The organism is Thalassobacterium sedimentorum (assembly GCF_031127905.1).
GTDB classification, from domain to species: Bacteria; Verrucomicrobiota; Verrucomicrobiia; order Opitutales; family Coraliomargaritaceae; genus Thalassobacterium; species Thalassobacterium sedimentorum.
The window spans coordinates 62,103-86,186 of record NZ_JARXIC010000005.1 but is presented as its reverse complement, the minus strand read 5'-3'; the positions used below and the strand labels follow the sequence as shown (position 1 = coordinate 86,186).

17 protein-coding genes and 1 pseudogene are annotated in these 24,084 nt (G+C 48.1%); 8 read left to right on the top strand and 10 right to left on the bottom strand.

All coding sequences use genetic code 11. The features are described 5' to 3' along the window. Positions 1 to 291 precede the first annotated feature (291 nt). The 4 genes from QEH59_RS04435 to QEH59_RS04420 form a co-directional block, all read right to left on the bottom strand. Positions 292 to 936 carry a DUF3226 domain-containing protein gene (locus QEH59_RS04435; protein ID WP_308984143.1) on the bottom strand — a complete coding sequence of 215 codons (645 nt, stop codon included), beginning with the start codon at positions 934 to 936 and terminating at the stop codon, positions 292 to 294. Then, the gene (locus QEH59_RS04430; protein ID WP_308984142.1) at positions 933 to 1,937 is read right to left on the bottom strand and encodes an AAA family ATPase; all 1,005 of its coding nucleotides are present in this window, start codon (positions 1,935 to 1,937) and stop codon (positions 933 to 935) included. The genes QEH59_RS04435 and QEH59_RS04430 overlap by 4 nt, the downstream gene beginning before the upstream one ends. A gap of 71 nt (positions 1,938 to 2,008) precedes the next feature. Beyond that, positions 2,009 to 2,650 (bottom strand): GIY-YIG nuclease family protein, encoded by a 642-nt coding sequence (locus tag QEH59_RS04425; RefSeq protein ID WP_308984141.1) that lies wholly within the window; start codon positions 2,648 to 2,650, stop codon positions 2,009 to 2,011. 453 nt (positions 2,651 to 3,103) lie between these two features. Further along, entirely contained in the window at positions 3,104 to 3,517 is a 414-nt protein-coding gene (locus QEH59_RS04420) for a type IIL restriction-modification enzyme MmeI (protein ID WP_308984140.1), read from the bottom strand. A gap of 160 nt (positions 3,518 to 3,677) precedes the next feature. Between QEH59_RS04420 and QEH59_RS04415 the strand changes: the two genes are divergently transcribed. Then, positions 3,678 to 3,884, top strand: coding sequence for a hypothetical protein (locus QEH59_RS04415; RefSeq protein WP_308984139.1), 207 nt, complete (start codon positions 3,678 to 3,680; stop codon positions 3,882 to 3,884). Between the two features lie 503 nt (positions 3,885 to 4,387). Here the strand turns inward: QEH59_RS04415 and QEH59_RS04410 are convergent. Genes QEH59_RS04410 through QEH59_RS04400 form a run of 3 tightly spaced genes read right to left on the bottom strand, consistent with a single transcriptional unit; the run spans position 4,388 to position 6,164 of the window. Beyond that, positions 4,388 to 4,837 (bottom strand): 5' nucleotidase, NT5C type, encoded by a 450-nt coding sequence (locus tag QEH59_RS04410; RefSeq protein WP_308984138.1) that lies wholly within the window; start codon positions 4,835 to 4,837, stop codon positions 4,388 to 4,390. Between the two features lie 24 nt (positions 4,838 to 4,861). Further along, positions 4,862 to 5,380, bottom strand: coding sequence for an HNH endonuclease (locus tag QEH59_RS04405; protein ID WP_308984137.1), 519 nt, complete (start codon positions 5,378 to 5,380; stop codon positions 4,862 to 4,864). Positions 5,381 to 5,399: 19 nt separating this feature from the next. Continuing rightward, on the bottom strand, positions 5,400 to 6,164 hold the full coding sequence (locus QEH59_RS04400; protein ID WP_308984136.1) for a hypothetical protein: 765 nt from the start codon (positions 6,162 to 6,164) through the stop codon (positions 5,400 to 5,402). Positions 6,165 to 6,233: 69 nt separating this feature from the next. On the opposite strand from QEH59_RS04400, the gene QEH59_RS18865 reads away from it, so the two are divergent. Further along, positions 6,234 to 6,467: a helix-turn-helix domain-containing protein gene (locus QEH59_RS18865; protein WP_345785324.1), complete on the top strand. Its 234-nt coding sequence runs from the start codon at positions 6,234 to 6,236 to the stop codon at positions 6,465 to 6,467. Positions 6,468 to 6,967: 500 nt separating this feature from the next. Then, positions 6,968 to 7,817: pseudogene (locus QEH59_RS04395) on the top strand (DUF4372 domain-containing protein). Between the two features lie 341 nt (positions 7,818 to 8,158). Here QEH59_RS04395 and QEH59_RS04390 read toward each other — a convergent pair. Next, positions 8,159 to 9,202 carry a LacI family DNA-binding transcriptional regulator gene (locus QEH59_RS04390; RefSeq protein WP_308984135.1) on the bottom strand — a complete coding sequence of 348 codons (1,044 nt, stop codon included), beginning with the start codon at positions 9,200 to 9,202 and terminating at the stop codon, positions 8,159 to 8,161. 150 nt (positions 9,203 to 9,352) lie between these two features. Here QEH59_RS04390 and QEH59_RS04385 point away from each other — a divergent pair, with 150 nt between their 5' ends. Together QEH59_RS04385 and QEH59_RS04380 are read left to right on the top strand one after the other, a co-directional pair. After that, a complete protein-coding gene (locus tag QEH59_RS04385; RefSeq protein ID WP_308984134.1) occupies positions 9,353 to 12,163 on the top strand; it encodes a glycoside hydrolase family protein in 2,811 nt (936 codons plus the stop codon). A gap of 27 nt (positions 12,164 to 12,190) precedes the next feature. Then, positions 12,191 to 14,044, top strand: a complete 1,854-nt coding sequence (locus tag QEH59_RS04380) for a carbohydrate-binding protein (protein WP_308984133.1) — start codon at positions 12,191 to 12,193, stop codon at positions 14,042 to 14,044. A 74-nt stretch (positions 14,045 to 14,118) separates the two neighbouring features. Here the strand turns inward: QEH59_RS04380 and QEH59_RS04375 are convergent, their stop codons facing one another. Then, on the bottom strand, positions 14,119 to 14,877 hold the full coding sequence (locus QEH59_RS04375; RefSeq protein WP_308984132.1) for a hypothetical protein: 759 nt from the start codon (positions 14,875 to 14,877) through the stop codon (positions 14,119 to 14,121). Further along, entirely contained in the window at positions 14,874 to 18,203 is a 3,330-nt protein-coding gene (locus QEH59_RS04370; protein WP_308984131.1) for a hypothetical protein, read from the bottom strand. The genes QEH59_RS04375 and QEH59_RS04370 overlap by 4 nt, the downstream gene beginning before the upstream one ends. Positions 18,204 to 18,666: 463 nt before the next feature. Between QEH59_RS04370 and QEH59_RS04365 the strand changes: the two genes are divergently transcribed. From QEH59_RS04365 to QEH59_RS18970, 3 genes are all read left to right on the top strand, one after another. Beyond that, positions 18,667 to 21,039, top strand: coding sequence for a glycosyl hydrolase family 28 protein (locus tag QEH59_RS04365; protein WP_308984130.1), 2,373 nt, complete (start codon positions 18,667 to 18,669; stop codon positions 21,037 to 21,039). Between the two features lie 180 nt (positions 21,040 to 21,219). After that, the gene (locus QEH59_RS04360; protein WP_308984129.1) at positions 21,220 to 23,328 is read left to right on the top strand and encodes a hypothetical protein; all 2,109 of its coding nucleotides are present in this window, start codon (positions 21,220 to 21,222) and stop codon (positions 23,326 to 23,328) included. 44 nt (positions 23,329 to 23,372) lie between these two features. Next, positions 23,373 to 24,077 (top strand): type II secretion system protein, encoded by a 705-nt coding sequence (locus tag QEH59_RS18970; protein ID WP_425609234.1) that lies wholly within the window; start codon positions 23,373 to 23,375, stop codon positions 24,075 to 24,077. Positions 24,078 to 24,084 lie beyond the last annotated feature (7 nt).

The window sequence follows — 24,084 nt, the reverse complement described above, 5'->3', positions numbered from 1 at the left end:
CAATCGAGTCGGCAGAGATTCTGCACCACTGGTGCAAGTGCTTAAACATGATCAACTCCGACACCAGATAGTTTTGCCTGAAATAATTGAACAGCGCTTCTTACGAATCGAGAAGGAATGTGCGGCTCGCAGTCGCTTGGTAAAGTTTGGGTATCGTGCGCGACAACGTATTCTTCTCTGCGGCCCTCCGGGATGTGGTAAGAGTCTAGGTGCTGAGCGAATTGCATGGGCGACTGGCTTAGCGCTGCATAACCAGAGATGGGCACCGGGAAGCTCAAAATCCAATAACGATTAGCTGTGCCGCATGGAGGCTTCTGACATCAATTCCGTCAGGTCGCTGAACAATGGATCCTGCCAATTCAGCGGGATATTGACAACAGCTCGGGGGAGTGAGAGTCGCTGCCTAGGGAGTTGTTTCTCTTGAGCCACTAAGCTCCAGATAGCGAATTTTTCCTTTTCGTGTAGTGGCGCATCTGTTTGCTGTTTAAGACAGGCAGCAAATTGATCCAAGCATTCGAAATCTGATGGTGTGGCTTCTTTGGCTGCTTGTAAACAGAGCGTTTCGAGCATGCCAGATTGATCATCGCCGGGAACAATCCAAAGGGCGATTTCACAGTGTTCGTTCACGGAGACCCATTCGCGAGTTTTCGTTATTGCATGTCCGAAAACACGGGCGACTGCATCACTGAGCGAATGTAGAGCAGCTTCCCACGAACCATCGGCATCCCGTGTGATTAGAATCCTGTTAATTTGTCCGCGCGTAAACTCTGGGCTCAAGCTGAGCTGCGTGAGTCGCTGTACGAACTTGTCCTTGCCGCCTAGTTCCTCGAATTCCAATCCAGACAGTCCAGCGGCTTGAGCAATTTTTTTGAAAACAACGCAATCGTCGCGTCCTTCACCAAGGATTAGGCCGTATTTTTCGATCGGTCGTCTCATCGCATTTCATCCCCAAACTGAATGGCTGTAGCCATGGTTTCACTGTCGAAAGTAGTGCCGATGATCTTTTCGGGCTGTTCGACGTCTCTGTCGAGGCGTAGGTAGCGTAAGCTGGTGGGGGCGGGCATATTCACATTTGCGCGCTGAGCGGATTCCATGCATTCTCGACTATGTGTGGTGGCAAAAAGCTGGACTTGGCGATCCTCCAGAATTTGCAGGAGACCTCTCCAGAAATCGTCCAGGCCTTCGTGGTAAAGGCCGTTCTCGATCTCATCGATGATTAGGATGTCGGGGTGGTGCGCGAAAATCTCGCAGTAAATATGTAGCGCTCGGGCAAAAGCCTGCCCCATTTGAGTGAAGGGGATCATCGTGCCATTTCCTAGATCCACCATGACGATGTGGTGCTTAAAGCCGGGGGGCTTCAGGTAGCGCATGCGGCGTAATCGTGGCTCAATGGAGGCTTTCAGAAGTTCTTCCAATTTCAGCTCGTTGTCAGGATCGGAGGGAATTGCCGTATTGAATAGTTCGGAAGTGGTCTTTGGTGTAGGCTGCGTGGTCGAAAGTATGCGTAAGCGCCAAGGGGTTTCGGCTCGATTGGTTTGTTTGTGAGTAAATGAAACAATGGAACTTTCTTGAATTAGAGTGTTTTTTGTTCCGTTACCCGCGCGCCGAATGCTTAGGTCGTTGTTATTATTATTGTCTGAGTTACCAACCACACGCACCACATGGTCCTGGTTGGCCGCGACTTGGAGTTCCTTTGTCTTTCCATTGCGTGCCAGAAAAGGCCAAAAAGCATTCCATTCATCATTCTGATCCACTTCGCGGAAGAGGGCAGGCAAGTGCTGAAGTTGTTGTTGATCGCCGGTCAGCAAAGTCAGAGCCTCTAGAATGGAGGTTTTTCCGGCGTTGTTGCCTCCTATGATCAGGTTGACGCGCCCGAGGTCTTTGAAAGTGACCGATTCGATGCCCCTTAAATTCTGTATATTGAGCTGTTGGATCATGAAAGTGCTGGTTTCCGATGGTTGGATGTTTGTTGTTAGTCTCACTTATCAAGCAGACTGTTGCCTGCTCGTCAATCACGCGACTCGAGGTAATCCAGTCGCGGATCTTTGCATGAGGGAGAGGATGGGGCTTCCAAGTATGCACCCAGATCGACTCCGGGATGATTGAAGCAGGTTTTTCTCCCTGCTGGAGTCAATTCATAGCCATACTTTGTTTTCTTTAAAAGGCACAACTCTACAAGGTCGTCCACGTAGCTTTGGACTATTTGATGATGCGTATCATAGTCGCTGGAATAGATTTCAAGTAGATCGTAAAAAGGTGTAGCACCAAAAGCCAACTCTAGAAGCGTGCAATGCGGTTGTGACAATTGTGTGCTCTGTATGCTTTTTAACGATTCTTCCGCCTCGTCGCAAGCAAGAGCCGGGTAGATGATTCCTGCGCACATATCCAACGCTTTGCTAGCGGCTATTTTGAAGAACTCACGATCACGTTTAATTCGATATGACCGCAGGTGTCTATGGATTGCACCTTCCACAGACTTTGGTAAATGCACGTAAAAAGCAGCGATTAAAACAAAGGGTGTTGGGACACCAGTGCCGCGTAGTTCATGAATGCGGCGGTTGAGCTCTCTTTCGGTGTAACCGATTTTGATCAAGCCTGAAAGTGACGGGTTTGTGAGGAAGTATATGTGGCCGCAAGTTTTCGAGTTCATTTTGTTGGGCACTGGTTTTGTTAGTTTTTAATGCGTAAACAAGCGTTTTCAAGGGTATTGAAGAGCTGTCCCATCGTGTAGCGGAGCCTTGTCCATCCATTTGTCATTTCAATCGACATACGTTTCAGGAGTATGACGAAAGGCAGTTTCTTTCTCGCCGAGTTGGTGTGAGGGCATGACATACGTTCTAAGAAGATGCTTTGATGTCGGCTTCTCTTTGCTGACCGTTCCAGAGCCGTGTAGGACGTTGCGCTCGTTGAAGTGTAAGATGACTGATCTATTATAGTGCTCGATTTCGCGAACAACTTCTCGTTAGCCCTCAATTTGAACTATCCGGAATTTCCAGATAGTTGTCTCAGCGATGAGTTCTTTCTCCGTGAATAGGTTCTTTAGATGCTCATTAATCGTTTTATTTGAGCGCCCAAACAACTCCGCCATCAAGGCCTGCGAGAGTCAGATCGTTTCGTTCTCGAACCTGCATTCGACACGTGATTGCCCATCTTCTATGGTGTGAGGAATGATTTCGCCGAAGGGGCGTGGGCTTTTTTTAGGTATGGTGATTTTTTGTGATTCTGATCTTAATATTTTGCGTTCGACCATAACTAACTTAAGGCAGCCGCGTTTATACAAATCGGCCCACACGGTGGTGGCTGTGCCGTCGGGTTTCTGACGAGTGATGGCACAGTCGAAGACGTATTGGTTAAACTCGTTGTCAGCTCCGGCGGGATCGGGATGTGGGACGTCGAGCAGGTCAGCCAGTTCGGCAAGAAACATTTGGTAGTTCGCACGTTCGGCAGCTTCGGCCTTTTCCCATCGTGCGATGAATGTTTCGATTGCGGGGGTGGAATTCTGCGAGGCTGGCAACATGCCCAGTATTTCGTTAGATGCTGGTAAACGGGGCAAGTCTGAAATCTAGTTTGATCGCAGCAATCCCATGGGCAGAAGCGAAAATGACAAGTTTAGCCGCTTGAGGAGCTTGCCATTTGGCGGGTTTCCTTAGCGCTTTGCCATTCGGTATCTCTTCGGCATGAAGAGACAATTAGAAGTCGGTGAAGCGCAGACATATCGAATTGCTGCCAAATTGGGAATGATTACCGGGCGATTAACTCAGGACGATTATATTGCCGTGCTTGAATACTTAGAGGCTCAAGGTCGGGCGACAGAGCCGACAACAGGGTATGCTAAACTCGCGGATCGACAGGCCATGTTGAGGCGTGGGGGCGTGATGCGATAAGCGATCGGTGTTATGGATTTGGTGCGTTTTCGAGTGGGTGGGGTGTGTTCCAGGGCAGTATCTGTGGCTTTTAAAGTTCGAGGGAAGGGCGCACTTAACCATTGGAGGCTACGGTCAGCGTCCATTTTCTTCATTTTGGCCATTTTTGAATTCTAAGAAGCGTTGATTTTAGAATATGTAGAGTGACGATTTCTTACATTTTTGAAGTTTCCATTGGGTGTCTCCCTGAATTTCGTTTTTGCATTTTTGATTAAAAATGGTTTCGAGGTAGGAGCATTATTTGATCGTGAAATTGGTCGTTTTTGATGGGTTGGTCCTGCGCTTCTCTCTAAATGTGATCGTTAAAGTTTCTAAATTTCGATGATTCGACTTTTGCGCAAGATCTCGTTTTTAATCACAGCTTTAGGTCTATTCTTGATTCAAGGAACCGCTCTCCATGTTAGTCGAAGTTTCGGGTTAATTATGGTTTGGGCTATCAGGTTTTACGCGAAAGAACATTTAGCTTAGGCGATTTTCTTCGACAAATAATCTAAGACTGATTGCCAGTCTGGGAAACGCTTCGAAGCAAAATGAATATGCTCGCCAGTAAAACTCTCTTGGCCGTTCCCGCTGTCATAATCATCAATTAAGTAATCGCCTATCATCAGTGATTTGTTGGTTGCAAGAATCAGCCGTTTGGCGAATTCGTAGTCGAAGTGCTGCTCGATCCAGATTCGCTTTTCCATGTAACTTCGAGGGTTTTTCACGGACGGTGCTGAGAGCACATAGACGTCAGCAACACTCCGTAAATAGTACACCGATTTGATCGCATCTGGCCATGGATCTAAGTCTTCGAATAGCCCAGGGATGCTCTGCGGAAATTCGATATTTGGGTGTGTCTTCTTTGCCTTGTAGTAGGCTGCTTTGAAGTCGCACAGGACTCCGTCCATGTCTATGTAGATTCTTTTCTGCATGGGATTTTGATCAAGTGGTGTCAGTCAATCGACGAAATCTGCATACTCAGGAGAGTCATCCCACGGGTAATGTATCGAAGCATCCACATACTGCATCGTATCGACTTTGACTTGATCTTTGATCTCTTTGATTATCTCGCGTAACCTAGCGAGATAAGCTTTTCGTGTGCTCCACAGATGAAGACGGTCGCTGCGGATATCGATGGTGATTCCCTGCTTTATTGCTGCACAGAGACAACAGCAGGGGACTAAATTTTGCTCATGGTCAGGGCTGTCATCTTGAGTGAAATGCATGGGCGGAATGATGTGGTCAAGCTTCGCAGTAATTAATTCCTCAGTTGATGAATCGAGAGCTTTAAGGCAATAAACACAGTGGTAATTTAGACTTTTAAAAATGAAAAGCCAGTCTTCTTGCGGGCACATTATTGGGCCGGTATGCCACCATTGCGTATTGTTGTTTGCTTTCTTTGCTACAAATTTTTGTAGCACCTTTGAAGTTGCATTAAACTGGATATTGAATTCTCGAACGGGAAGTGCTGGCATTCTTATCGTTTATTATAATTTAAAATATCATGCTATGCTCGATCTCAGCGCATAAAATGGACTCGTAGTGCAGTCGATAATCATCGTCAAACAGGAGGTTGGAGTCTTCGTCATACACCATGTGTATAATGCCTTCAAACTCATCGGACTGCGTCAGCGGTTCGGCTCCTTGGGATAATTCGATATTCATTTCTTCAAAAACCTCACCGATTTTCGGGAAATAGATTAAGCCGTCGGGTGTCGGAGCGTCGAAGTATTTGAGACCAGTTGTGGGTGTTGATAAATCATACTTAGAGATCAATTTCATCGCGTCGTATGTGGCACGTCCTATCTCGTTGCCAGGCAGAATGAACAAGGCGGACCTCATCGATTTTAAGAAAGATTGATACCACTCTTTGCAGTATTTGTCTTTCTCTTGGTCTGACTTGTGCGCCATTTTTCGTTGAGCAGCTTTGGACTGTAGCTGGATCGGCAGATCATCTTTCAGTGGTAAATCAATTATGATTAACTGATATTTTCCAAGTTCGGCGCTTAGTGCAGCACTGCTTAAATCGTACTCAATTTGAGGGATGTCTAGGTCGATACTGTTACGCAACAGAGAGTCTTGATTATACGGGGTTGTCGGATCTAGGTCGAGTGTCGCGATTGCTAGTTCTTCGCGATTCTCACTGGTCACAAGCGCCATTAATGTCGCGTAGGTCGTCTTTCCAGATCCTTTTCCACCAGTGTAGCAGATCGTTTTACCTGTGTAGTTTTCTAGGGCTTCGATTAAGTTTTTACTCATAGATAATACAATCGAACTAAGACAAATGTCTGTGGTTATTTCAAGGTATAAATTGATACATTTGTCTTAGTGGAATTCGGACAAGCATTTGGGCAGGTATTAAAAGCGCATCGTAAAGCTGCGGGCTTTTCTCAGGAAGAGTTAGCTCATCGTGCCTGTATGCACAGCACCGCGATTTCCTTGTATGAACGAGGTTTGCGCCAACCCACCTTGCACACTGTCTTTAATCTCTCGACTGTTTTAGGGGTACAGCCATCCCAAATCGTGATGGAAGTGGAAGCGTTGAGGCCAGAGCTAAGTTGAAGATTCAGCATACCATTGAGAATCCAATCGTCCTGGATTTAGCATTGTCTTGATTTTTTGTAGAAGTTAGGGGGGGGCGAATGGACGTATATAGTTGATGAACTTAACGCCTAAATTATTTAAGTCTCATTATTAACTTTTTCACTGTTCTCGAATCTGGTGATTCTGGGATTGGCTTAGGTGCGTGGCACTCATTCTCAAAATTCGTGCGTGTGCTTTTTCTATTGTGCAGGCTTTGAACTGGTTCATTTGTAGCTCTGCAGAGTTGCATATGTATAGCATTGAGTCGTGAGTGAGCCTTTTGAGTAGACAGTAAATAATAGTAAATGTCAGCTCTTGAATCGAGCAAGTCTTCACAGAAATGTTCACTGCCATCCCATAGGGATAAGCTAAAAGTTAAAAAGTGGTTGGCTTTTCGGTGGTTTCCGACCAAGGAAACCGAGCGTGAACAAACCAAAACCAAACACAGTCACGTCGTATTTAATCAGCTTTGCAAGCTCATCCCTGTCGGGATGGTTCGTAACTTAGCCTCGGAGTATGGGGTCGATAAAAAGAGTCGGACATTTTTGGCATGGAGCCATGTGGTCTGCCTTCTCTATGCGCAACTGATTCGTTCAACCGGGCTGAACGATGTCTGCGATGCGCTACAACGGACTTCCCCATCGATTTAAAAAAGCCGTTTACAGTATCGATTTCTCGACCATTGCGCTGGTTGCTAATTGCATGGACTGGGCCAAGCACCGCAGGCGTAAAGTGGCAGCTAAATTGCACTTCCAGCATCTATTCTCATTGACCAAGCTCGGCATTTTCTGGGTCACGTGGTCGAAAGATCACATGCAGTATCATATCTGTAAAAAGCGTAAAGTCATAGGCAATATTTTGAGCGATGATGAGATCACTCTCAAAACCAAGAAGTCTAAAGGGAATTATCCAAAACGAATGCGCCGGATTGTGGCTCTAGTCTAGGTCGATGGTAAAATGATCAAAATGGTTTTCATCACTAACAACATGGACTGGGCACCATCGAGCGTGCTTGATCCATATCAAGCTCGCTGGGCTGTCGAAGTGTTTTTCAAGCAGACTCTTCAGATCTGCGATTTCCTCGGACACTCAAAACAAGCCATCCGTTGGCAGCTTGGGTCAGCCTTGCTTTTGTATGTGTTGCTGCGTTTTTAAGCGTGGAACTCTGACTGGCCGCATAGCTTTGCTCGCTTGTTTACCATGATTCGAAGCGTCGTCTGGGATCGATTTCAACTCTGTGATACGCTGCGATTCTATGGGACAGCAGGTGACAAGTGGCGAATGTGTATCCAGCCGAAAACCGCATTTTTACCAAGATTTGCTCTCTAATCTTGTGGGACAGCATACGAACAAGTTCGAAGCAAACAGCCTGTTTTCAATACTGACATAGTTCAATCAATACCATCGAATCAGCTTAAACTCTCAGCCTGGCGCCTCTTCGAATCCTACTATGGGTTGACTGTGAGAAATGTTCTAGAAAAGCAATGAACTATAATGCTAACAGGAGGGGGGCTGATTGTGCATTCAGCACTTTTAGCTTATGCATTAATCGACCATAGTGGATATGTTTATTGGTTCTTATGTAGAAGGCGGTGACGGTCATTTGTATGATCCAGTTTACGAAGTGCCAATTATTGAGAATAATCAGAATATTGAAGTAATCGATTTGATTAGTTGGAGCACTTTTCTTGGTTAGGATTAGATGAGGAGGGCAGGCTACTTCCTTCAATCCATGCACCAGCGGTTAACATTAAGAGTGGTTCAAGTGGTTCCCCAACTTCGTGGGTTAAGCGAGCGCGCACGAGTAGGTCAATAGCACCTTTTGCGATTCGAGCCGTATTTTGATAGATGCCAGTGATGGGGCCATTTTCATCGCGCACGGCTAGAGAGACGAAGCCGCAGGCTTTATCATCTGTTGGTATATAGTCGATCCAAGGATCCCAGTCTGCGATGATGACATCGGGCTCGATTTTCTTTAGCCAAGCCGAGAGGCCTTCCGAACCAGGAGTGACGGCATGCCAAATGTGTTCGTGGGGATATTCCCATGCGAGAAAGGCGGCTGTGTAAGCGCGGAGCATTCGACGTTCCACATCGCTACGAACCAGTAGGCAGGGACTTTTATAACCACGGCCTTGAAGGATTTCCAGCGCTTGGATCATCGCGTTATAGTGACTGGCCTGGGCTCGGTGAAACTTGGGTTCGCGCAGAGAACTTCCGATGGTGACCGTGCTGAGTTTTCTCCAATCTAATTTTGGAGCCTCGATTTCCGCAGAGGCCGGTGGCGTGAGAATGACGCCGTGTATGTTTCGGGCTTCAAGCATACGGGAGATGACTCGAGGCGGCATATCCTTGGTCAGGACAAAATGATCTATACGCCGACCATGCAATTGAGCGCCCTCATTTAAGCCATGGTAGATGTCGGCTTCGAACCCGTGTCCGGAATCAATATGTTTCCAACGCTCCGGCCACCAGATGGCTGCAAATGTTTCCTGATAATTGATCGGTCGTCGGCTCGCGAAGCTAGTCATCAGTTCGCTCACCATTGTATCTGGAGCATAACCAAGCTCTTTGGCGACTTTGAGAATTTTCTTCCGAAGTTCCGGTTTAATTGATGCGTCTTCTTTAAAAGCGCGAGAAACCGTCATTCGAGAAACACCAGTCACTTGAGCTAAGTGGCGAAGAGAAACAGCTTCTTTTTCAGGAGGGGCAGACATGGTATAGTTGTGTGACAGTAACACTGTCAGGGCAATTCATATTTGGAGGTTTTACTGAAATTGTTTAAATCTGCTTACCCTCCAGAGCAAAAAGTAATCTGCTAATTCGCTTTGGCAGCTTTACCCTAAATCATGTCTGAGTTATTATTAATGAGAAATTGCTTTGCGTTTTCTCGATTCCTTCCCATCGCGGTATGTATTCTGCTTTCAGCTTTGTCAGTCGGCGGATCGACTCTGGAGATTCGTGCGAGTCGCGATGCATTTATTCGGGCCTCACAGAGTGCTGCCAATACCAGTAATGAATCCAATGGTATTTTCATTGTAGGAGATACCTTAACACCGAATGACTATTTGAGAGGTCTTCTAAGCTTTGATACGCGGCATTCGGCATTAGTGGGAACTCAGATCAATCGTGTTCAGCTTATTCTAACCATTAGCTCAAGAGATTTAAGCAGCGGGGGGAGTCTTCATGACTTAATAGACCTGGATCTACATAGGCTGGATGTGGATTATATTGAGTCGGAAGTCGATTGGTATCACCGCAGCAACTCAGATTTATGGCAGAATGGAGGAGGAGATTTCGGTGCCTTATTAGATCGTGTTCAGGCGAACCCGGCGACAGTTGACGAAGAGGACGTGATTGTATTCAGCAGTCCCTATCTAACGGAAGATTTTATAAAATCAATAGGAGGAGACTATGCGCTTTTGCTCAAGCTCCGTATAGAGAATCAATTACGCTCGGTTTTTCGTTTTTGCTCAAGGTCGGCAGCGTATGAATTACAGCCTGTATTACTGGTCGACTACACGCCTAGTGAGATCGTTGTGCCAGTGCCCGGTCACTTGGAGCGTCCGGATAGTGCTAGATATTCACTCATGGCTGGTGGGAGATCAGTCGCTGTTAAGGCCGAGCGTTACAGTTTTGATGTTGCGATGTTCACGATGGGGGATGGGGTAGTGGCAATTGATATCGAATGTGCAAGTGATTTTACGAGTTATACACTGAAGCCGGATCGGTATGGTCTTGAAGTGAGTCGTTCGGGAAATCGGCTTCATTTTCAAATTGAGAGCGCTCGGAACATGGTTTTGCAGATTCCGGGGCGCACACCTCTGGCAATCATCGTAACTCCGTTGGAAAGAGGTTTGCCCGATCCATCGGATCCTGACGTGCGCTACTTTTGGCCTGGCATACAAGACGTGGGGGTGATACGGCCACGAAGCGGTCAAACGATCTATTTTGCGCCCGGAGCTTTAGTTAAAGGACGAATTGAAGCTAAAGGTGTGAGTGACGTCCGGGTTTGTGGGCGTGGTATTCTTGAAACGGCTGGTTATTCGGTGCGTTCTGAAGGGAATGCTGGAATTCTATTTGAAAATAGTGAGAACATCATTGTGGAGGGCATCGGCGTGCGTAGTTTTTACACTTGGTGGCAAACGCTGTATTTGAACTGCCGGGATGTGGAGGTTGCTCACTCGAATATTTTCGGGATTGGGGTGAATACAGATGGCGTCGATATTGATGCGGTTAAAAATTTTGTGGTGCGTGATAGTTTTATTCGAGCGGAGGATGATGGACTAGGCTGGCACTCGCTGAACGCCGCACTGAATGGAGAGATGATTACGGAGAATGCTCTGGCGGATAACATCGTCATCTGGAATACGGGTGCGGGGAACGGGATTCGCATCGGGGCTTCAATGGAGGCACAGCTCTGGCGCAATATCACAATTCGAAATGTGGATATCCTGCAACACGCTGGTGCTGGTATTTATAGTGACTACTCCGATTGGGCATGGATGGAGAACTTACGCTTTGAGAATATCGTGATCGAGAAAGCGTCCAAGCCGATTGATTTCTATATCGGAACCACGATTTATAGTAATTCAACCAGTTATCTGAATGAACGGGGGCATATGGACGGAGTCGTCTTTGAGAGTGTGACGATGCAGGGCGGTCTGATCCGCTTTGCCGGATTTGATGACACGCATCGGATCAACAATCTTCGTTTTATTAACTGTGTGAACCAAGGTGATCCAGTTAATAGTTTATCGGATATCAGCGTCAATGCCTTTGTCACGGATATCGGTTTTGATGAGAAATTGACGCCTTACCCGAGTTTGGATCCTGGGAGTTTTGTGCTCGCTGACTTGGAATCGACGACTCGCGGAGGTGTCCAATACATTGAGGATTTTCCCAGTGCGCTTAAAGGGCGACGTCGTGTTTTCATCGGTAGAGCGGTCGGTGATTCGATGGAGCATACATTTTCAGTCAGTGATAGTGGTCATTATCGACTGAAGCTCGGAGGGTGGGGAACACCCGAGTCGGCGCGGGTCAATGTCTATTTGAACGATGCGCTGATCGGGACGGAAGACTTGTATCAGACCACAGAGCTTGAGCAGATCTGGGACTTTGGGCCTCAGGATTTGGCCGCAGGGGGTAGTTATCGCTTACGCATCGAAATTGTTGGAAGTTCGGTCGCGAGTTCCGGCTATCACGTGCGTATAGATGAACTCAAGATTCTGAGTGACTTGCAGGCCTGGCGTGACGATTACTTCGGTCGCAGTGCTAATACGGGCGACGGCAGTGATGCGAACGATCCGGACGGAGATGGAGTCGTGAATCTATTTGAATACATGATCGGGACGCATCCCATTCAATTGAGTGATTCCACTCTACTGAGTTTGGGGACGGATGGCGAATGTCAATATGTATGGAAACATCCGATACCAGCATTGTTGGATTGTCGCGTCGAAGTTTCATCGGATCTTTCGGAGTGGGACACGATGGCATCCATTGCCATCGGGGCGAATGAGTGGTCATGGAATCTGGAAGGTTTGGCGAAATGGCCAGAGTTTGAATTTGAGAGCATTCGATCGGAAGACGGATCCGATATACAGCTGCGACTCAAAGTAAAGTCGGAGCTAGGTCCGGATCGTATCTTTTACCGGCTTCGTGTGGCGGAGCCGTAGTGTTTCATTGACCGGGTTAGAATCAGCATGACGGAATACTCCGTGGTGCTTTCGAATGATCCTAATAACAAAGAGAAAGGAACCATGAAAGAGATACAAAACATGAAACGATTCACCAGCCTACTACTTGTCGGGTTCGGCTTGGCGACAACCTCGGCATACGCAGTCCGTGGTCGAGTGCAAATCAAGAATGGAACTGTGGCCACCGATACCGGTGAGATGCTGCGTGGCTGTATGACTGCGACGGATAGTCTCTATGGTGTGAATATGCCCCCGAAGCAGGTCCTGATTGATATCAAAACAAGAGGCATGAATACCTTACATCTTTACGGAGAGAAGCCGAGCATTCCAGTTGGTAGTCGTGCGCACTATATTGACACCTATGTGCAGTGGACAAAGGAAGAAGACCTGTATCTCGTATTAACAATTGGAGACAGTGGTAATGATATCGCCTACATCTTGAATTTCTGGGACTTTTATGCTGATCGATACAAAGACGAGACGCATGTGCTGTTCGAAATTAAGAATGAGCCAGAGCACTATGATAGTAATAATCCGCCCTATGCTACGTCGACAGTTAACATGAATCGGCAAGCGTACGATGTTATACGAGCACATGCGCCTGACACGCATGTAATGTTCTTTAGTTATGCCGCAGGTGGTGGCGGTGTGGCAGGTGCTACTGGAGTGCCTACAGATGTCGCTGGCCTAGGAAGTGGTATCGACTGGTCCAAAGCATCCATCGCTTTTCACGCGTATGCAGGACAAGGGCAGGACCTTGAAGACTATATTTACGCGGTCAAAGACCTTGGGTATCCCTTGGTGTGCACCGAATTTGAGACAGATTTGACGCCTTATCCAAATCCGGCTCGTAATGTGTCCGATGATGTTCAGGCAATGGAGAACACTTGGACCTCTTGGTTGAACTTTTATACGATTGGGCAGATGGCTGACGACACTCGTTTTAAGGCGCAGATTGACGATGCGTTTATTGGGTGGGTTCCTGATTTCGGCAGTTGGCCGGGCATCTCTGGACCTCCCGTTGGCAAGATCATTACATTGCGTGGATATAATCGTGAGTTTGTCAGTTGTGAAGCCAGTGGTGATCCTATGTGGTGCGGTGTTGACGATTATTACTATGATCGTTATGAGCAGTTTTTAGTAGAAGATGCTGGGAATGGTAAAGTGACTTTGCGGAGTGTTTCGAACGGCAAGTTTGTCTCCGGGGAGAACAGCCAAATCGCGATGCAGTGCAACCGAAACTGGCCTTCAACTTGGGAGCAATTTACTTGGACTACCTACGGGAATAATAATAGAATTTCCTTGCAAGGTAGTAACGGGAAGTATGTGTCCTCCAATAACGGAGCGAGTGCCATGTGGTGTGATCGAAACAGTGTCGGTGGCTGGGAGCGTTTTACTTGGCTTGAAGGAGAGAATTATCATCTCATTGCTGGAACCATCGAAGCGGAAGATTTTGATGTAGGAGGCCCTAGTGTCGCCTATCATGATACAACTGCTAAGAATTCAGGCGGGGCCTATCGATTGGATCCGAGTGACGTCGACATTGAGGTTTGTAGTGAAGGCGGTTATAATCTCGGCTGGTTCGCTTCCGGTGAGTGGATTACCTACACGGTTCGGGTCACTTCACCAGGTGCTTATCGTATCTCATCGCGTGTTGCTTCAACGGTGGGTGGCCAATTTCGTATTGAATTTAATGATGTTGATAAGACCGGGCCTGTTAGTTTTTCAAGTACAGGAGGATTGCAGGACTGGGATGATGTGACGGTTGATGTTACCCTTGATGCTGGATGGCAAGTAATGCGAGTTCTTGTCGAAAGCAGCGGATGGAAACTCAACAAATTTGAGATTAGCAAGCTCTAAGTGGAGGCTTGTCTAAGTGCAGCGCAGCATAGACGTATGCTGCGCTTTTTTATTGTCGAAATGACGCTTTCTTGTCAATCTGAATCAGGGCGGAAAACGAGTCGCAATAGATTGAAACTATCCGGATTTGCCTCTAGATTGTAAATGATTAGCAGGAGTCGATCATTCTGGTCGACAATGAGTTTTCTGGCGAGGCTTCGCTTCCATTTTCCCTCACGGCTGAGTGAGGCGACCAATATGGGTTGGTAGTGTTTGTCGGGCAGGCTAAACGCTTTGACAGCTGATTGCCCGGGATCGATAGTGAAGTTGGTTTCGTCTAATTTGCACGCTAGGCGTGTGGTGGATAAGTTATAAACCAAAGTGCTCCCCTGAGGGATAGTTGCGGGGGAGGTTTCGATGGAGAAAATTTTGTAGCCACCGCTGGGCAAGGGGAAAAAGAATATAGTTAATTCCTTGGCTTTTGGGGGGATTTTTAACCGGCCTAATTCAACGCGTGCTCCGGGGGCGGCCATCGCTGTGCCAGCTTTGTAGAAAGTGAGCGCCTCCGGACCACGGTAGTTCATTACGTCGGTTCGCCGGTCATCCAAAAGTTGGAAACTGCGTTCGCTCCCTTTGCCGCTCTCCAAGTAGGCGACTTCCGGCGGAATGTAGGTGCTGTTTGCTTGAGTCTGGTTTGACGGTCCGTCTTGACTACTGTTTGCGGCCAGCGGGGCATGGCTCGGCCAGAGAAACGCTTGGAAGCTTATCTGGACGGTGGGGGCCTCCTCTTGCCCCGGAAGTGAATGGGCGAGTAGCAGTGTGAGAAAAATGAGAATAGAGTGGATCGTTTTCATACGTCGGAGTCTTCGAGCCAGTGGAAATCAAGGATCACAAAGCGACGTCCAAAGCTCAGGTTGGTTTGGGTTAACGGAGCGTAGCCCTGCGCGCTCGCTTCGGCGGCATCATAGGGAGTTTCCGGAGGATTATTCAGGCTATCCACATATTCGGGGATACGTTGAATAATGGCTTCGCAACGTGCGCTGACCGTTTCGCCGGTGACAGGGTTGATGGCTTCACCATAGGTGCGCACTCGGAAAGTGTCGGAGCGTGCGGATAGGGTGCTACCGAGGCGAGCGAGTAGATCGGCTTGACTGAGCCATCCGGGGAGGTTTTCCGTGCGCCAGCCGCTTTCGGCCTGAGCTTGCATGCCGGTGATGCCGGTATTCTGAGCCTCAAGATTTGCATTTTGCTGAAGACTTATGTTGATGTCTGCTTTTTCCAGAGCGGCGGCTAAAGTTCCTTTTAATCGAAAGGCATCCGTGCTCTCGTCGAAAGTGCCATCAGTGTCCGGCATACGATTGATGAAGTGGGCTAAGCTGGCAAAGGGGCCGCGTAGTTTGACTTCTTCTACGATGGATTCGGCCAAGGCATTTATCTCAGACGCTTGTAAGCTGCGATAGCCGATGTAGGATTCGTCATCACTTGTGGAGGGGGTGAGTGTGGTGCCGCCGTGTGGTTTGTTGATTCGCAGAATGGAGGAACTGGGGTTGGCTGGATCGGCAGAGACCTGACTGTTGTCGTTTAGAATGACATCGGTTTGATAGAAGGACGCGAGCAGGGCGCGCCATGCTTCGACGGAAGTGCTGTTGATGTTGAATGCTCCATTGATAGCGAGATCAGCTGCCGCTTGGTCGGTGTCCGATCGAGGCTCTATGCCCTCTTCGGTTAAACGGATCAGGCGGGTGTTTTCCGGGGTATTATTTGCGGTGCTACTGGGTAGTGTGGAGAAGAAATAATGGTCCCAGAGGGCTGCGTTTAATTTGTAGGATACATCGTGGTGGGTGCCTTGAAATTGATAAATGCTTTCGTAGCCGGAGGTATTCCAAGTGCGTTCAGTTTCGTCGAGTTCGATATTGGGATCGGCTGCGCTATTGCCGATTGCGTAAGCGGGTATCAAATTCCCGAAACGTGCATTTCTAAAGCGTTCCTCTAGGCCGTTTGCATAGTTGGGATCGCCATTCAGGTTCAGTGGGAGGTCGTTGAAAAGCGGCGCATGCATCAATTGACCGATTGAATGTAATTCCTCGCGTTCGGGAGCCGATTGAAAGAGGATTGTGTGGGTGGCACTGCTTTGGTTTTCGGAATAACCCACGTTGACATTTTCAGCCAAATCATAGGAGGCAAATCCATCGTCCATATAGGTGCCTCTACGATGTAGGCTGAGGATGTAGGACGGATTCAATGTTGCGGCATCACTGGTCCATGAGGTCGGCATGCCGAAAGTGAGCGGCGAAGGGCCCAGTGTGGCCGCTCGGGGGTTGAAATTAGTGAGCCATTTACGAGTTGCGGGAGAGAGGTTGGCTGCGCTTGTATTCCAAACAGGCTGGTTTTCGATAAAGGTATGGAGCAATTTATAGCCATAGGCATTGGGCAGCGCTAAAGTATCCATCGGATCTGAAGGGAGAGGAGAGGGATACATCGGTTCGAAGTTAGATGCCCAACTGAGTCCGACTGCGGGGCTGTCTGTCATGTAGACCGCGACTTGCAAAGGGATAGCGTTACTACCAGTGCCCAGCGACATCTTGAGTGCGTGCACACGGCTTGTGGAGCCACCCCAGCGGTATTCTCTGATGCTTTGTGAGGCATTCCATTCGAGGGCGGTGTCGATATAAAATGCGTAACCTGGATTGTATCCCCGGACGAGCACAGCATCGGTCGTGGATGGATTGTTAAAGTCATATGATTTGTTTTCAGTGGGTGGACTGAACACGAGGGCTTCGCCCGGTTGGATGGTGCCCGTGGTAAAATGCAGTTGAAGGGGGGCGTTTTGTTCCTGCATTTCTTCGTAGAAGGTGGTGCCACCGGTTTTGATATATAGGTTCCAGTTTCGCCAAAAACTGACAAAGTTATCGAAACTGCCTCCGTTCATCAGAGTGCGTCCAAAGGTGATCGTGTAGGTGGCACTTTCCAATGGCACATCATACGGATTCCATAAAGTGACCGAAGGCATGAAATTGAGACGGACAGGCGTATTCCCATCACTATCTTCGGGGTCGTAAGTGGGAACCCAATACACTTGGAACCCCGTGACGACGGGGTAGATGCCCGCCTGAGATTCGCTGGATGGCTGAATCGGGAGCTCGTTGGATGCGTTGAGTGGCGTCTGTAGCCATGAACGCAATTGATCCCACTGGGACCCGCCTGGGTCGGCCGAAGTGGGCGTTGCATCATTTGTGGGGTTGAAGATTTGTTCAGCAGGTTGGTTCGCGGTATCGAAAAGCGCGGTGGTTAAGTCTTTTTTAAGACCGCCCTTGTGGCTGTCTGCTAAAAGTCCGAAGCCGTAATAAGTGAGATCGTTGAAATGTGTGTAGCTGTCGGGAGTGCTGCCTTTGTATTTCTTCTCTAATATTTTGTATTCGCCTGGAGTGCTTAATTTGCGGATCTCTGCATCTGTTGATTGTGTGAACCATTCGGAATCAGTCAGTGAAGAGATTCCGGTAGTTTGAGCCGAGATCTGGTCGTTCAGAGTATTTGTTGGAGCCAAATTAACTTTCGCTTTGATGCCTTCATCGCCGACCCAGTATGCGTAGCGCCCCTCAATATTTGATCCGGTTGCAATGTCTTCCTTGCCGACTTCAATGTCTGTATGCCCCGTATAGAGGAGGACACTTTGGTCAAAAGTAGGGGCTCCAGAGTAGACGTCATTTGGAGAGGCATTATGACTTTCGGGATAGCCTGAGACGAGCCATTGACGGAATTGAGTTTCAGGGCGACCTGAAGCATTTGTAGTTGAATTCCAAATGCCTGTCCAGTGCTGGCGCCCGATCTCAATTCCATCGGTCTCTAGGATCTCTCCAGTCGTGAGCGACCGGTCATCGCTATCATATGGGTCAGTATCCCACCGGTCCGAGCTGGCCGTGATCCGCTGATCGGGTCCGAGTGTTTTTTGGGTCTCACCGATGGCAATCTGCAATCCGAGCAGCGCATTCTGGCGTGCTTGCGTTACCGATTTCGAGGTATTTGCATTAGCGGTTTCCACCTCTGTGAAAGACACTATAGCGAGAATAAGCAATAGCATGAATGCCATGAGACTCAGCGCGATTACAAGAGCAAAGCCTTGGTTGGGGCACTTACCGTGCCTTTTTACACTGTAAACTTGATCGGGGGCGTAGCGAGACATGTGTTTTAGGAATTTATCTCCATTGACGATTGTTTTGGAGGTGTGAGAATTAGGGGGTTACTTGTTTGAGGACTCAAGAAGAGCGATCAAAGAAGCGAAGGTGGCGGTTCAATGAATTTGAAAATAGCAGTTTGCCTGGAGTTTAGAACCTTCGGGGGGGCGTTACTGTCACAAAACTTATGACATAACTGACTATCTCATCCTAGCCGGTCCGTCTTATTGTCCGCTTCCCCAAAACTTTGCGACTAACGTGGATTCCTTGACGCCTGTGCGAATGCTCAAACCTTTCCTGAAGGCATATTCGCCAGCGGGTGTGACAGTAACTTTTATTGATGGGTTTTCTTTCGTCCTAAGTTTACTGCATATTCTGAACTTCTTTATTTGTCTTATCTAACCCAAGCGACTAATGCTTTTCCCTTCTTCGATTTTTTCTACCTTCCGGCTATTGACCGCGATGAGTTCTATGCTCCTCATTACGGGCGTTTCGTCTGCGGAGGTGCTTTCGCTCGGCTCTTCCGCTGATGGCTTCATCCGAAATAAGTTATCGGCGAACAGTGCTCAGAATACTCGAAATGTGCTTTTCCTTGTGGGGGACACTGAAGCGAAAGACGATTCCTTACGCGCTGTTTTGTCTTATGATTTATCGCGCCCCGAATTGCAAGGAGCGAAGATCCGTAGCGTCAAATTAGTTTTTGAGTGTCATGGACGTGATACAGGAGGTGGAAGTGCATCAGGTTTCGAGCAGATGAATCTACATGCATTATCTCGTGATTTTGAAGAGGTTTCTGTGGACTGGTTGCAGAATGGTCTTGGAGCCAGATGGTCCCGCCCCGGAGGCGATTTTGGGCCGATTTTGGCGAGTGTGGAGGCGAATCCACGGAATGTGTCTGCCGGGCAGTGGTTGACTTTTGAGAGCGATGCCTTGGCTCGGACGGTTCAAGAGGCTAGAGGGCAATCGATTTCTTTTTTAGTTAAGTTGGATGTGGAGAATCAGGAACGGAGCGTTTTTCGTTTCAAATCAGGGAAAACACGTTTGCTCATCGACTATGAGCCTTCACCTGAGGTGGCAGCGGCGGTGGCGGCGTTGAGAGCACCGCTTCCCGGGCAGCCTGAAATGCCTGTCGATGGAGTGGTGCCTGTGCCCGGTTATTTGGAAGCTCCAGATAGTTCACGCTATTATGTGGTTGTTGGTGGGCATCGTATCGAAGTGAAATCGGAGCCTTACGATTTTGATGTGGCTATGTTCACGATGCGAGATGAGCCAGTTTTAGTCGATGTCATGGTGCAGGATTCCTTTTCAGATTTCAGTGTGAAGCCGGATCGGCATCATCTGAATGCACAGCGAATGGAGAATGCGATTCGGTTTACATTGGATGAGCCTTTGAAGCTGGTGGTGCAGATTCCCGGGCGGAAGCCGCTGGCGATTATCGCGACGCCTGAAGAAGTGGATGTGCCTTCTCCTGAGGATGCCAATGTCCTTTATTTTAAACCAGGCGTAACTTATGCGGGTGTGATTCGCCCTCAGAGTGGGCAGACGGTTTATTTCGCGCCAGGCGCACTGGTGCGGGGGCGGATCGAAGCCACTGCAGTTCAAAATGTGAAGGTCTTGGGACGTGGAATCTTGGATACTTCCGGATATGCGCTGCGCAATGAGAAGTTACACGGTATTTTGTTTGATCATGCGGAGAATATCAAGGTCGATGGGATCGGTGTCCGCAGCAATGACACTTGGTGGCAATCACTTTATTTGAATTCGAAGAACATTGAGGTTTCTCAAATGAATCTTTTTGGAATCGGTGTGAACACCGATGGGGTCGATATTGACGCAGTGAAAAATTTTGTGGTGCGCGACAGCTTTATTCGAGCAGAAGATGATGGCCTTGGCTGGCACTCGTTGGATGCTGAGGAGAATGGCGAAATGATTACGGAAAACGCTTTGGCAGATAATGTTGTTATTTGGAATACGGGCGCGGGTAACGGAATCCGCATTGGCGCTTCGATGGAAGCGCAGCTCTGGCGTGATATAACGATTCGCAATGTAGATATTCTTCAACATGCAGGTGCTGGAATCTACAGTGACTACTCGGATTGGGCCTGGATGGAGAACCTGCGCTTTGAGAATATCGTGATTGAAAAACCGTCCAATCCAATTGACTTCTACATAGACAAAACCCGATACAGTAATTCAACTGGTTACCTAAGTGAAATGGGGCATTTCCATGGACTTATTTTTGAGAATGTTCAAATGAATGGCGGACGTATCCGTCTTCGTGGATACGACTCAACGCACCGTATCAACGCGGTTCGATTTAATAATTGTGTCAATGCCGGAGTCGCAGTTGATTCGCTCGATCAGATTACGGTCAATGATTATGTAACGGATATTGCCTTTAACCAACCCCTGCCTTCAGCTCGTGAAAGCGCTCCCGGAACCTTTGAAGCGGAAGCCTGTGAGTCGCGCGTTCAGGGGGCTGCACAATACATCGCCGATGTGTCGGATGCCAGTCATGGGCGTCTGCGAGTTTTCGATGCAAATGCATCCGGAGACTACGTCGAGCATGATATTTCAGTGCCTGCTGTGGGCTCGTATGAATTGGCTATTCTGGTGCGGACTTCGCCAAACGGAGGTATCGCCAAATTGAGTTTAAATAGAGCTTCGCTCGTAAAGGAAATCGATTTTTATTCACCGCGTCCCGAATACAAAGTGATTGATTGTGGCGAACTTGAATTGGATTCTTCTGGGGTGCTTGCGTTGCGATTGTCTGTGACCGGAAAGCATCGGATGTCTGATGGGCACCGTATCGAGCTGGATGCTTTCAAGCTTTCTGCCAAATAGTTCTGGTCGCTTCCGATCCCATGACACATGGCGCAGTTATCTTGGACCGTGTGCTCAGGTGCATTACTTCAAACCAGTCGCAGTTACAATCCATGTGACAGTAACTTTCCTCTCAGCCTTTTCTCTTATACAACCAATGCCATCATTCTAGCTAATGATTAAATTCAACCCCTAATTAAAATGAAATATACTTCTTTTCGCTTTAAAGCCACTTCAGGCTCACGGCTTTTTCAACGCGCGTTACAGTGCTTAAGCATCTTGGGTCTCGCTGCCTTTGCGAGTTCTGCATCCGCTGCCAGGCTTCCTTTTTCAAAGGATCAGATCGAAGCCAAACGATCGGCTAAAATTGAGTGGACTAACGTCAAGCAGGGCGAGTTTCGGATGCGCTTTGATGATCCGGCTTGGTATTCGGGAGTGCGCTTTTTGCCGAAGGCGGGGGAGGAGTTTTGGGATTTTTCTGGAGGGAACGCGCTGGCGATGGACATCGAGAATTTGTCGGAAGACAAGCAATTGCGTCTAACGCTACACCTCTCGAGTGGAGATAAGGAGACAGATGACTATTCAGAAATAAACTCGGGGATCGCGTTGAACCCCGGAGAGCGTCGCACAGTCCGTATTTTAATTCCGCATCGTGAACTGTATCAGGCGCCAGAAGGAATTCCAGGGCCCAAGACTGTTGATTCGAAAGCAATCAATTGGTTTGAGTTGCAAATGCAATGGCCTTACGAGCGTAAGGATGATGGCTTAGTCAATTGTGAGATTTCAAATGTGCGCTTGGAAGGCGATCCGGATGTTTCTTATAGAGTGGCTGAGGACGCATTTCTGCCATTTATTGATAAGTATGGACAAAACATGCATCAGGAATGGCCGGAGAAAGTCCATAATGCTGAAGACTTAGTAGAGGCTCGAAAAAAGGAGTCACGTGAGCTTAGCGCATCGAAACGCCCGTCAGCGTGGAATGAATACGGTGGCTGGGCCGACGGTCCGCAGTTGGAAGCGACGGGGGCCTTTCGTGTTGAAAAATACGAAGGTAAGTGGTATTTAGTCGATCCGTCAGGGCAGCTCTTTTTCTCGCAGGGTTTGGATGTCTTGCGTGCGCATACGGATGCCACTCCAGTGAAGGATCATCAAAAGTGGTTTGGGTTTGATGTCGAAGGAAAGTCGGATTTGGCCTTCACACACTGGAACTTGCAAAAAAAATATCAACGTAAGGATTACGAAGCGGAATTCTTCTCAACTTTGGTTCAACGGCTGGAGCATTGGGGCATCAATACGATCGGTAATTGGGGGCATTCGGATCTGATGTTGATGGGGGGCGTGCCTTACACGACGGAATTAGTCGATCACGATGACCGGCTGCCTCAGATTCCCGGCAAAGCACTTAAGTTTTATGATGTGTTTGATGCGGAATATGTGCGTGCGATGGAATCCTTGCTCGTCGATGCAGCAGAGCGGGATCCGCTAATACTTAAATCACTGACAGATCCGATGTGTATTGGCTATTTCATCGATAATGAGCTGAACTTTGGTAATCGAAATCGCCAAATTTTCACCGATGAGGTGTTGAAAAGCCCTGCAAAGCAAGCAGCTAAACAGGAGTTGGTGAAAGATCTCAAAGTGAAATATGTCACGGTTGAGAAATTGAACACAGCGTGGGAGACGGAATATCCGAACTGGGAGAGCCTGTTGGAGCGCACAGATGTGCCGAAGTCCAAGGGATACCGGAAGGATTCGCATACGTTCTTCGTCAAAGCGGTAGATCAATATTTCCGCCTGAGCCGCGCCGCAGTGAAAAATGTAGCACCGCATCGTTTGTATTTGGGCTGCCGTTTCATCGGGACAGATGCAGTTCGCCGTGATTTGTATGAAGCGGCTGAGAAGTATTGCGATGTGTTGAGTGTGAACATCTATTCGCATGGTGTCGCTAACCTCTGGCAGCAAGATTTCCCGGATATGCCGATCATGATCGGAGAGTTTCATTTTGGTGTCTATGATCGTGGCATGTTTGCCCCGGGTTTAGCGCCTGTTGGTCTCACTCAGGACGAGCGTGCATTTGCATATGCGCGCTTCCTTCAAGGGGCGTTGGCGAATCCCTTTATCGTGGGCACGCATTGGTTTCAGTTTCGTGATCAACCTTTGACGGGGCGTTGGGATGGCGAAGGCTATGCAATTGGGTTTGTCGATGTGGGCGACACACCTTATGAAGAACTCACTCAAACGGCACGTGAGATTGGAGAAAATATGTATGAATACCGCGAGCGAGGAAAGCTTGTGAATTCGATGAAATGACCTCAATATCCCCGCGACTCAATCCCCCCCTAAATAGCTTCCCCATGACAAACACTTCATACTCGATCCCTCGGCGTCACATCCAAAAGAATCGGTTCATCCGGAATGGATTTACTCTAATCGAATTGCTAGTTGTCATTGCCATTATTGCGATTTTGGCGGGTATTTTGATACCTACCTTGGGGAAGGTTCGCCGCATTGCACAGCAAACCCAATGCGCGTCGAATTTGAGGCACATTGGTGAAGCGATTTTATTATATGCAGGTGAAAATAATGGAGAGCTCCCCGGGCGTGATGCCGGCCTATATGGTCAAATTAGTGCTGAGTATAACTATACAAACAAAGATAAATTTACTCTGGTTACCTATTTGTTGCCGTATTTTGAGATCACGAACGGGGAAGGGGATGTTGAGGTTATGCAGTGTCCAGCAAGTGAGGCCGCCTTGGATTCGACGCATGCGAGTTATTTGGCAAATAATGCGGTCTTAATGAATAATGGAATGACAGGTCGCCCCTTTGGGAAAAGTTACGGAGCGAAAGGCTTATTGCTCAGTCAACTGGCAAATCCTGCAGATGCGGTGGCTATGTTTGATCTGGATGCCGAGATCTGGAGAACCTTGGGCAATGCCAGTCCGAATAATACTCCGACTGAGGCAGTGCATGGGACGACGCGTAATTTCCTGTATCTGGATGGTCATGTCAGTGCGATGCCTTTGGACTATGATCCCCGGGCGACTGCTGTTCAATAGTCGGATG

Bases quoted from the DNA above. Each gene is read 5' to 3' on its own strand.
- QEH59_RS04360 (WP_308984129.1), top strand. From the start codon at position 21,220: ATGAAATATACTTCTTTTCGCTTTAAAGCCACTTCAGGCTCACGGCTT.
- QEH59_RS18970 (WP_425609234.1), top strand. From the start codon at position 23,373: ATGACAAACACTTCATACTCGATCCCTCGGCGTCACATCCAAAAGAAT.
- QEH59_RS04385 (WP_308984134.1), top strand. From the start codon at position 9,353: ATGAGAAATTGCTTTGCGTTTTCTCGATTCCTTCCCATCGCGGTATGT.
- QEH59_RS04405 (WP_308984137.1), bottom strand. From the start codon at position 5,380: ATGCCAGCACTTCCCGTTCGAGAATTCAATATCCAGTTTAATGCAACT.
- QEH59_RS04415 (WP_308984139.1), top strand. From the start codon at position 3,678: ATGAAGAGACAATTAGAAGTCGGTGAAGCGCAGACATATCGAATTGCT.
- QEH59_RS04430 (WP_308984142.1), bottom strand. From the start codon at position 1,937: ATGATCCAACAGCTCAATATACAGAATTTAAGGGGCATCGAATCGGTC.
- QEH59_RS04425 (WP_308984141.1), bottom strand. From the start codon at position 2,650: ATGAACTCGAAAACTTGCGGCCACATATACTTCCTCACAAACCCGTCA.
- QEH59_RS04435 (WP_308984143.1), bottom strand. From the start codon at position 936: ATGAGACGACCGATCGAAAAATACGGCCTAATCCTTGGTGAAGGACGC.
- QEH59_RS04375 (WP_308984132.1), bottom strand. From the start codon at position 14,877: ATGAAAACGATCCACTCTATTCTCATTTTTCTCACACTGCTACTCGCC.
- QEH59_RS04380 (WP_308984133.1), top strand. From the start codon at position 12,191: ATGACGGAATACTCCGTGGTGCTTTCGAATGATCCTAATAACAAAGAG.
- QEH59_RS04390 (WP_308984135.1), bottom strand. From the start codon at position 9,202: ATGTCTGCCCCTCCTGAAAAAGAAGCTGTTTCTCTTCGCCACTTAGCT.
- QEH59_RS04400 (WP_308984136.1), bottom strand. From the start codon at position 6,164: ATGAGTAAAAACTTAATCGAAGCCCTAGAAAACTACACAGGTAAAACG.
- QEH59_RS04365 (WP_308984130.1), top strand. From the start codon at position 18,667: ATGCTCCTCATTACGGGCGTTTCGTCTGCGGAGGTGCTTTCGCTCGGC.
- QEH59_RS04370 (WP_308984131.1), bottom strand. From the start codon at position 18,203: ATGTCTCGCTACGCCCCCGATCAAGTTTACAGTGTAAAAAGGCACGGT.
- QEH59_RS04420 (WP_308984140.1), bottom strand. From the start codon at position 3,517: ATGTTGCCAGCCTCGCAGAATTCCACCCCCGCAATCGAAACATTCATC.
- QEH59_RS04410 (WP_308984138.1), bottom strand. From the start codon at position 4,837: ATGCAGAAAAGAATCTACATAGACATGGACGGAGTCCTGTGCGACTTC.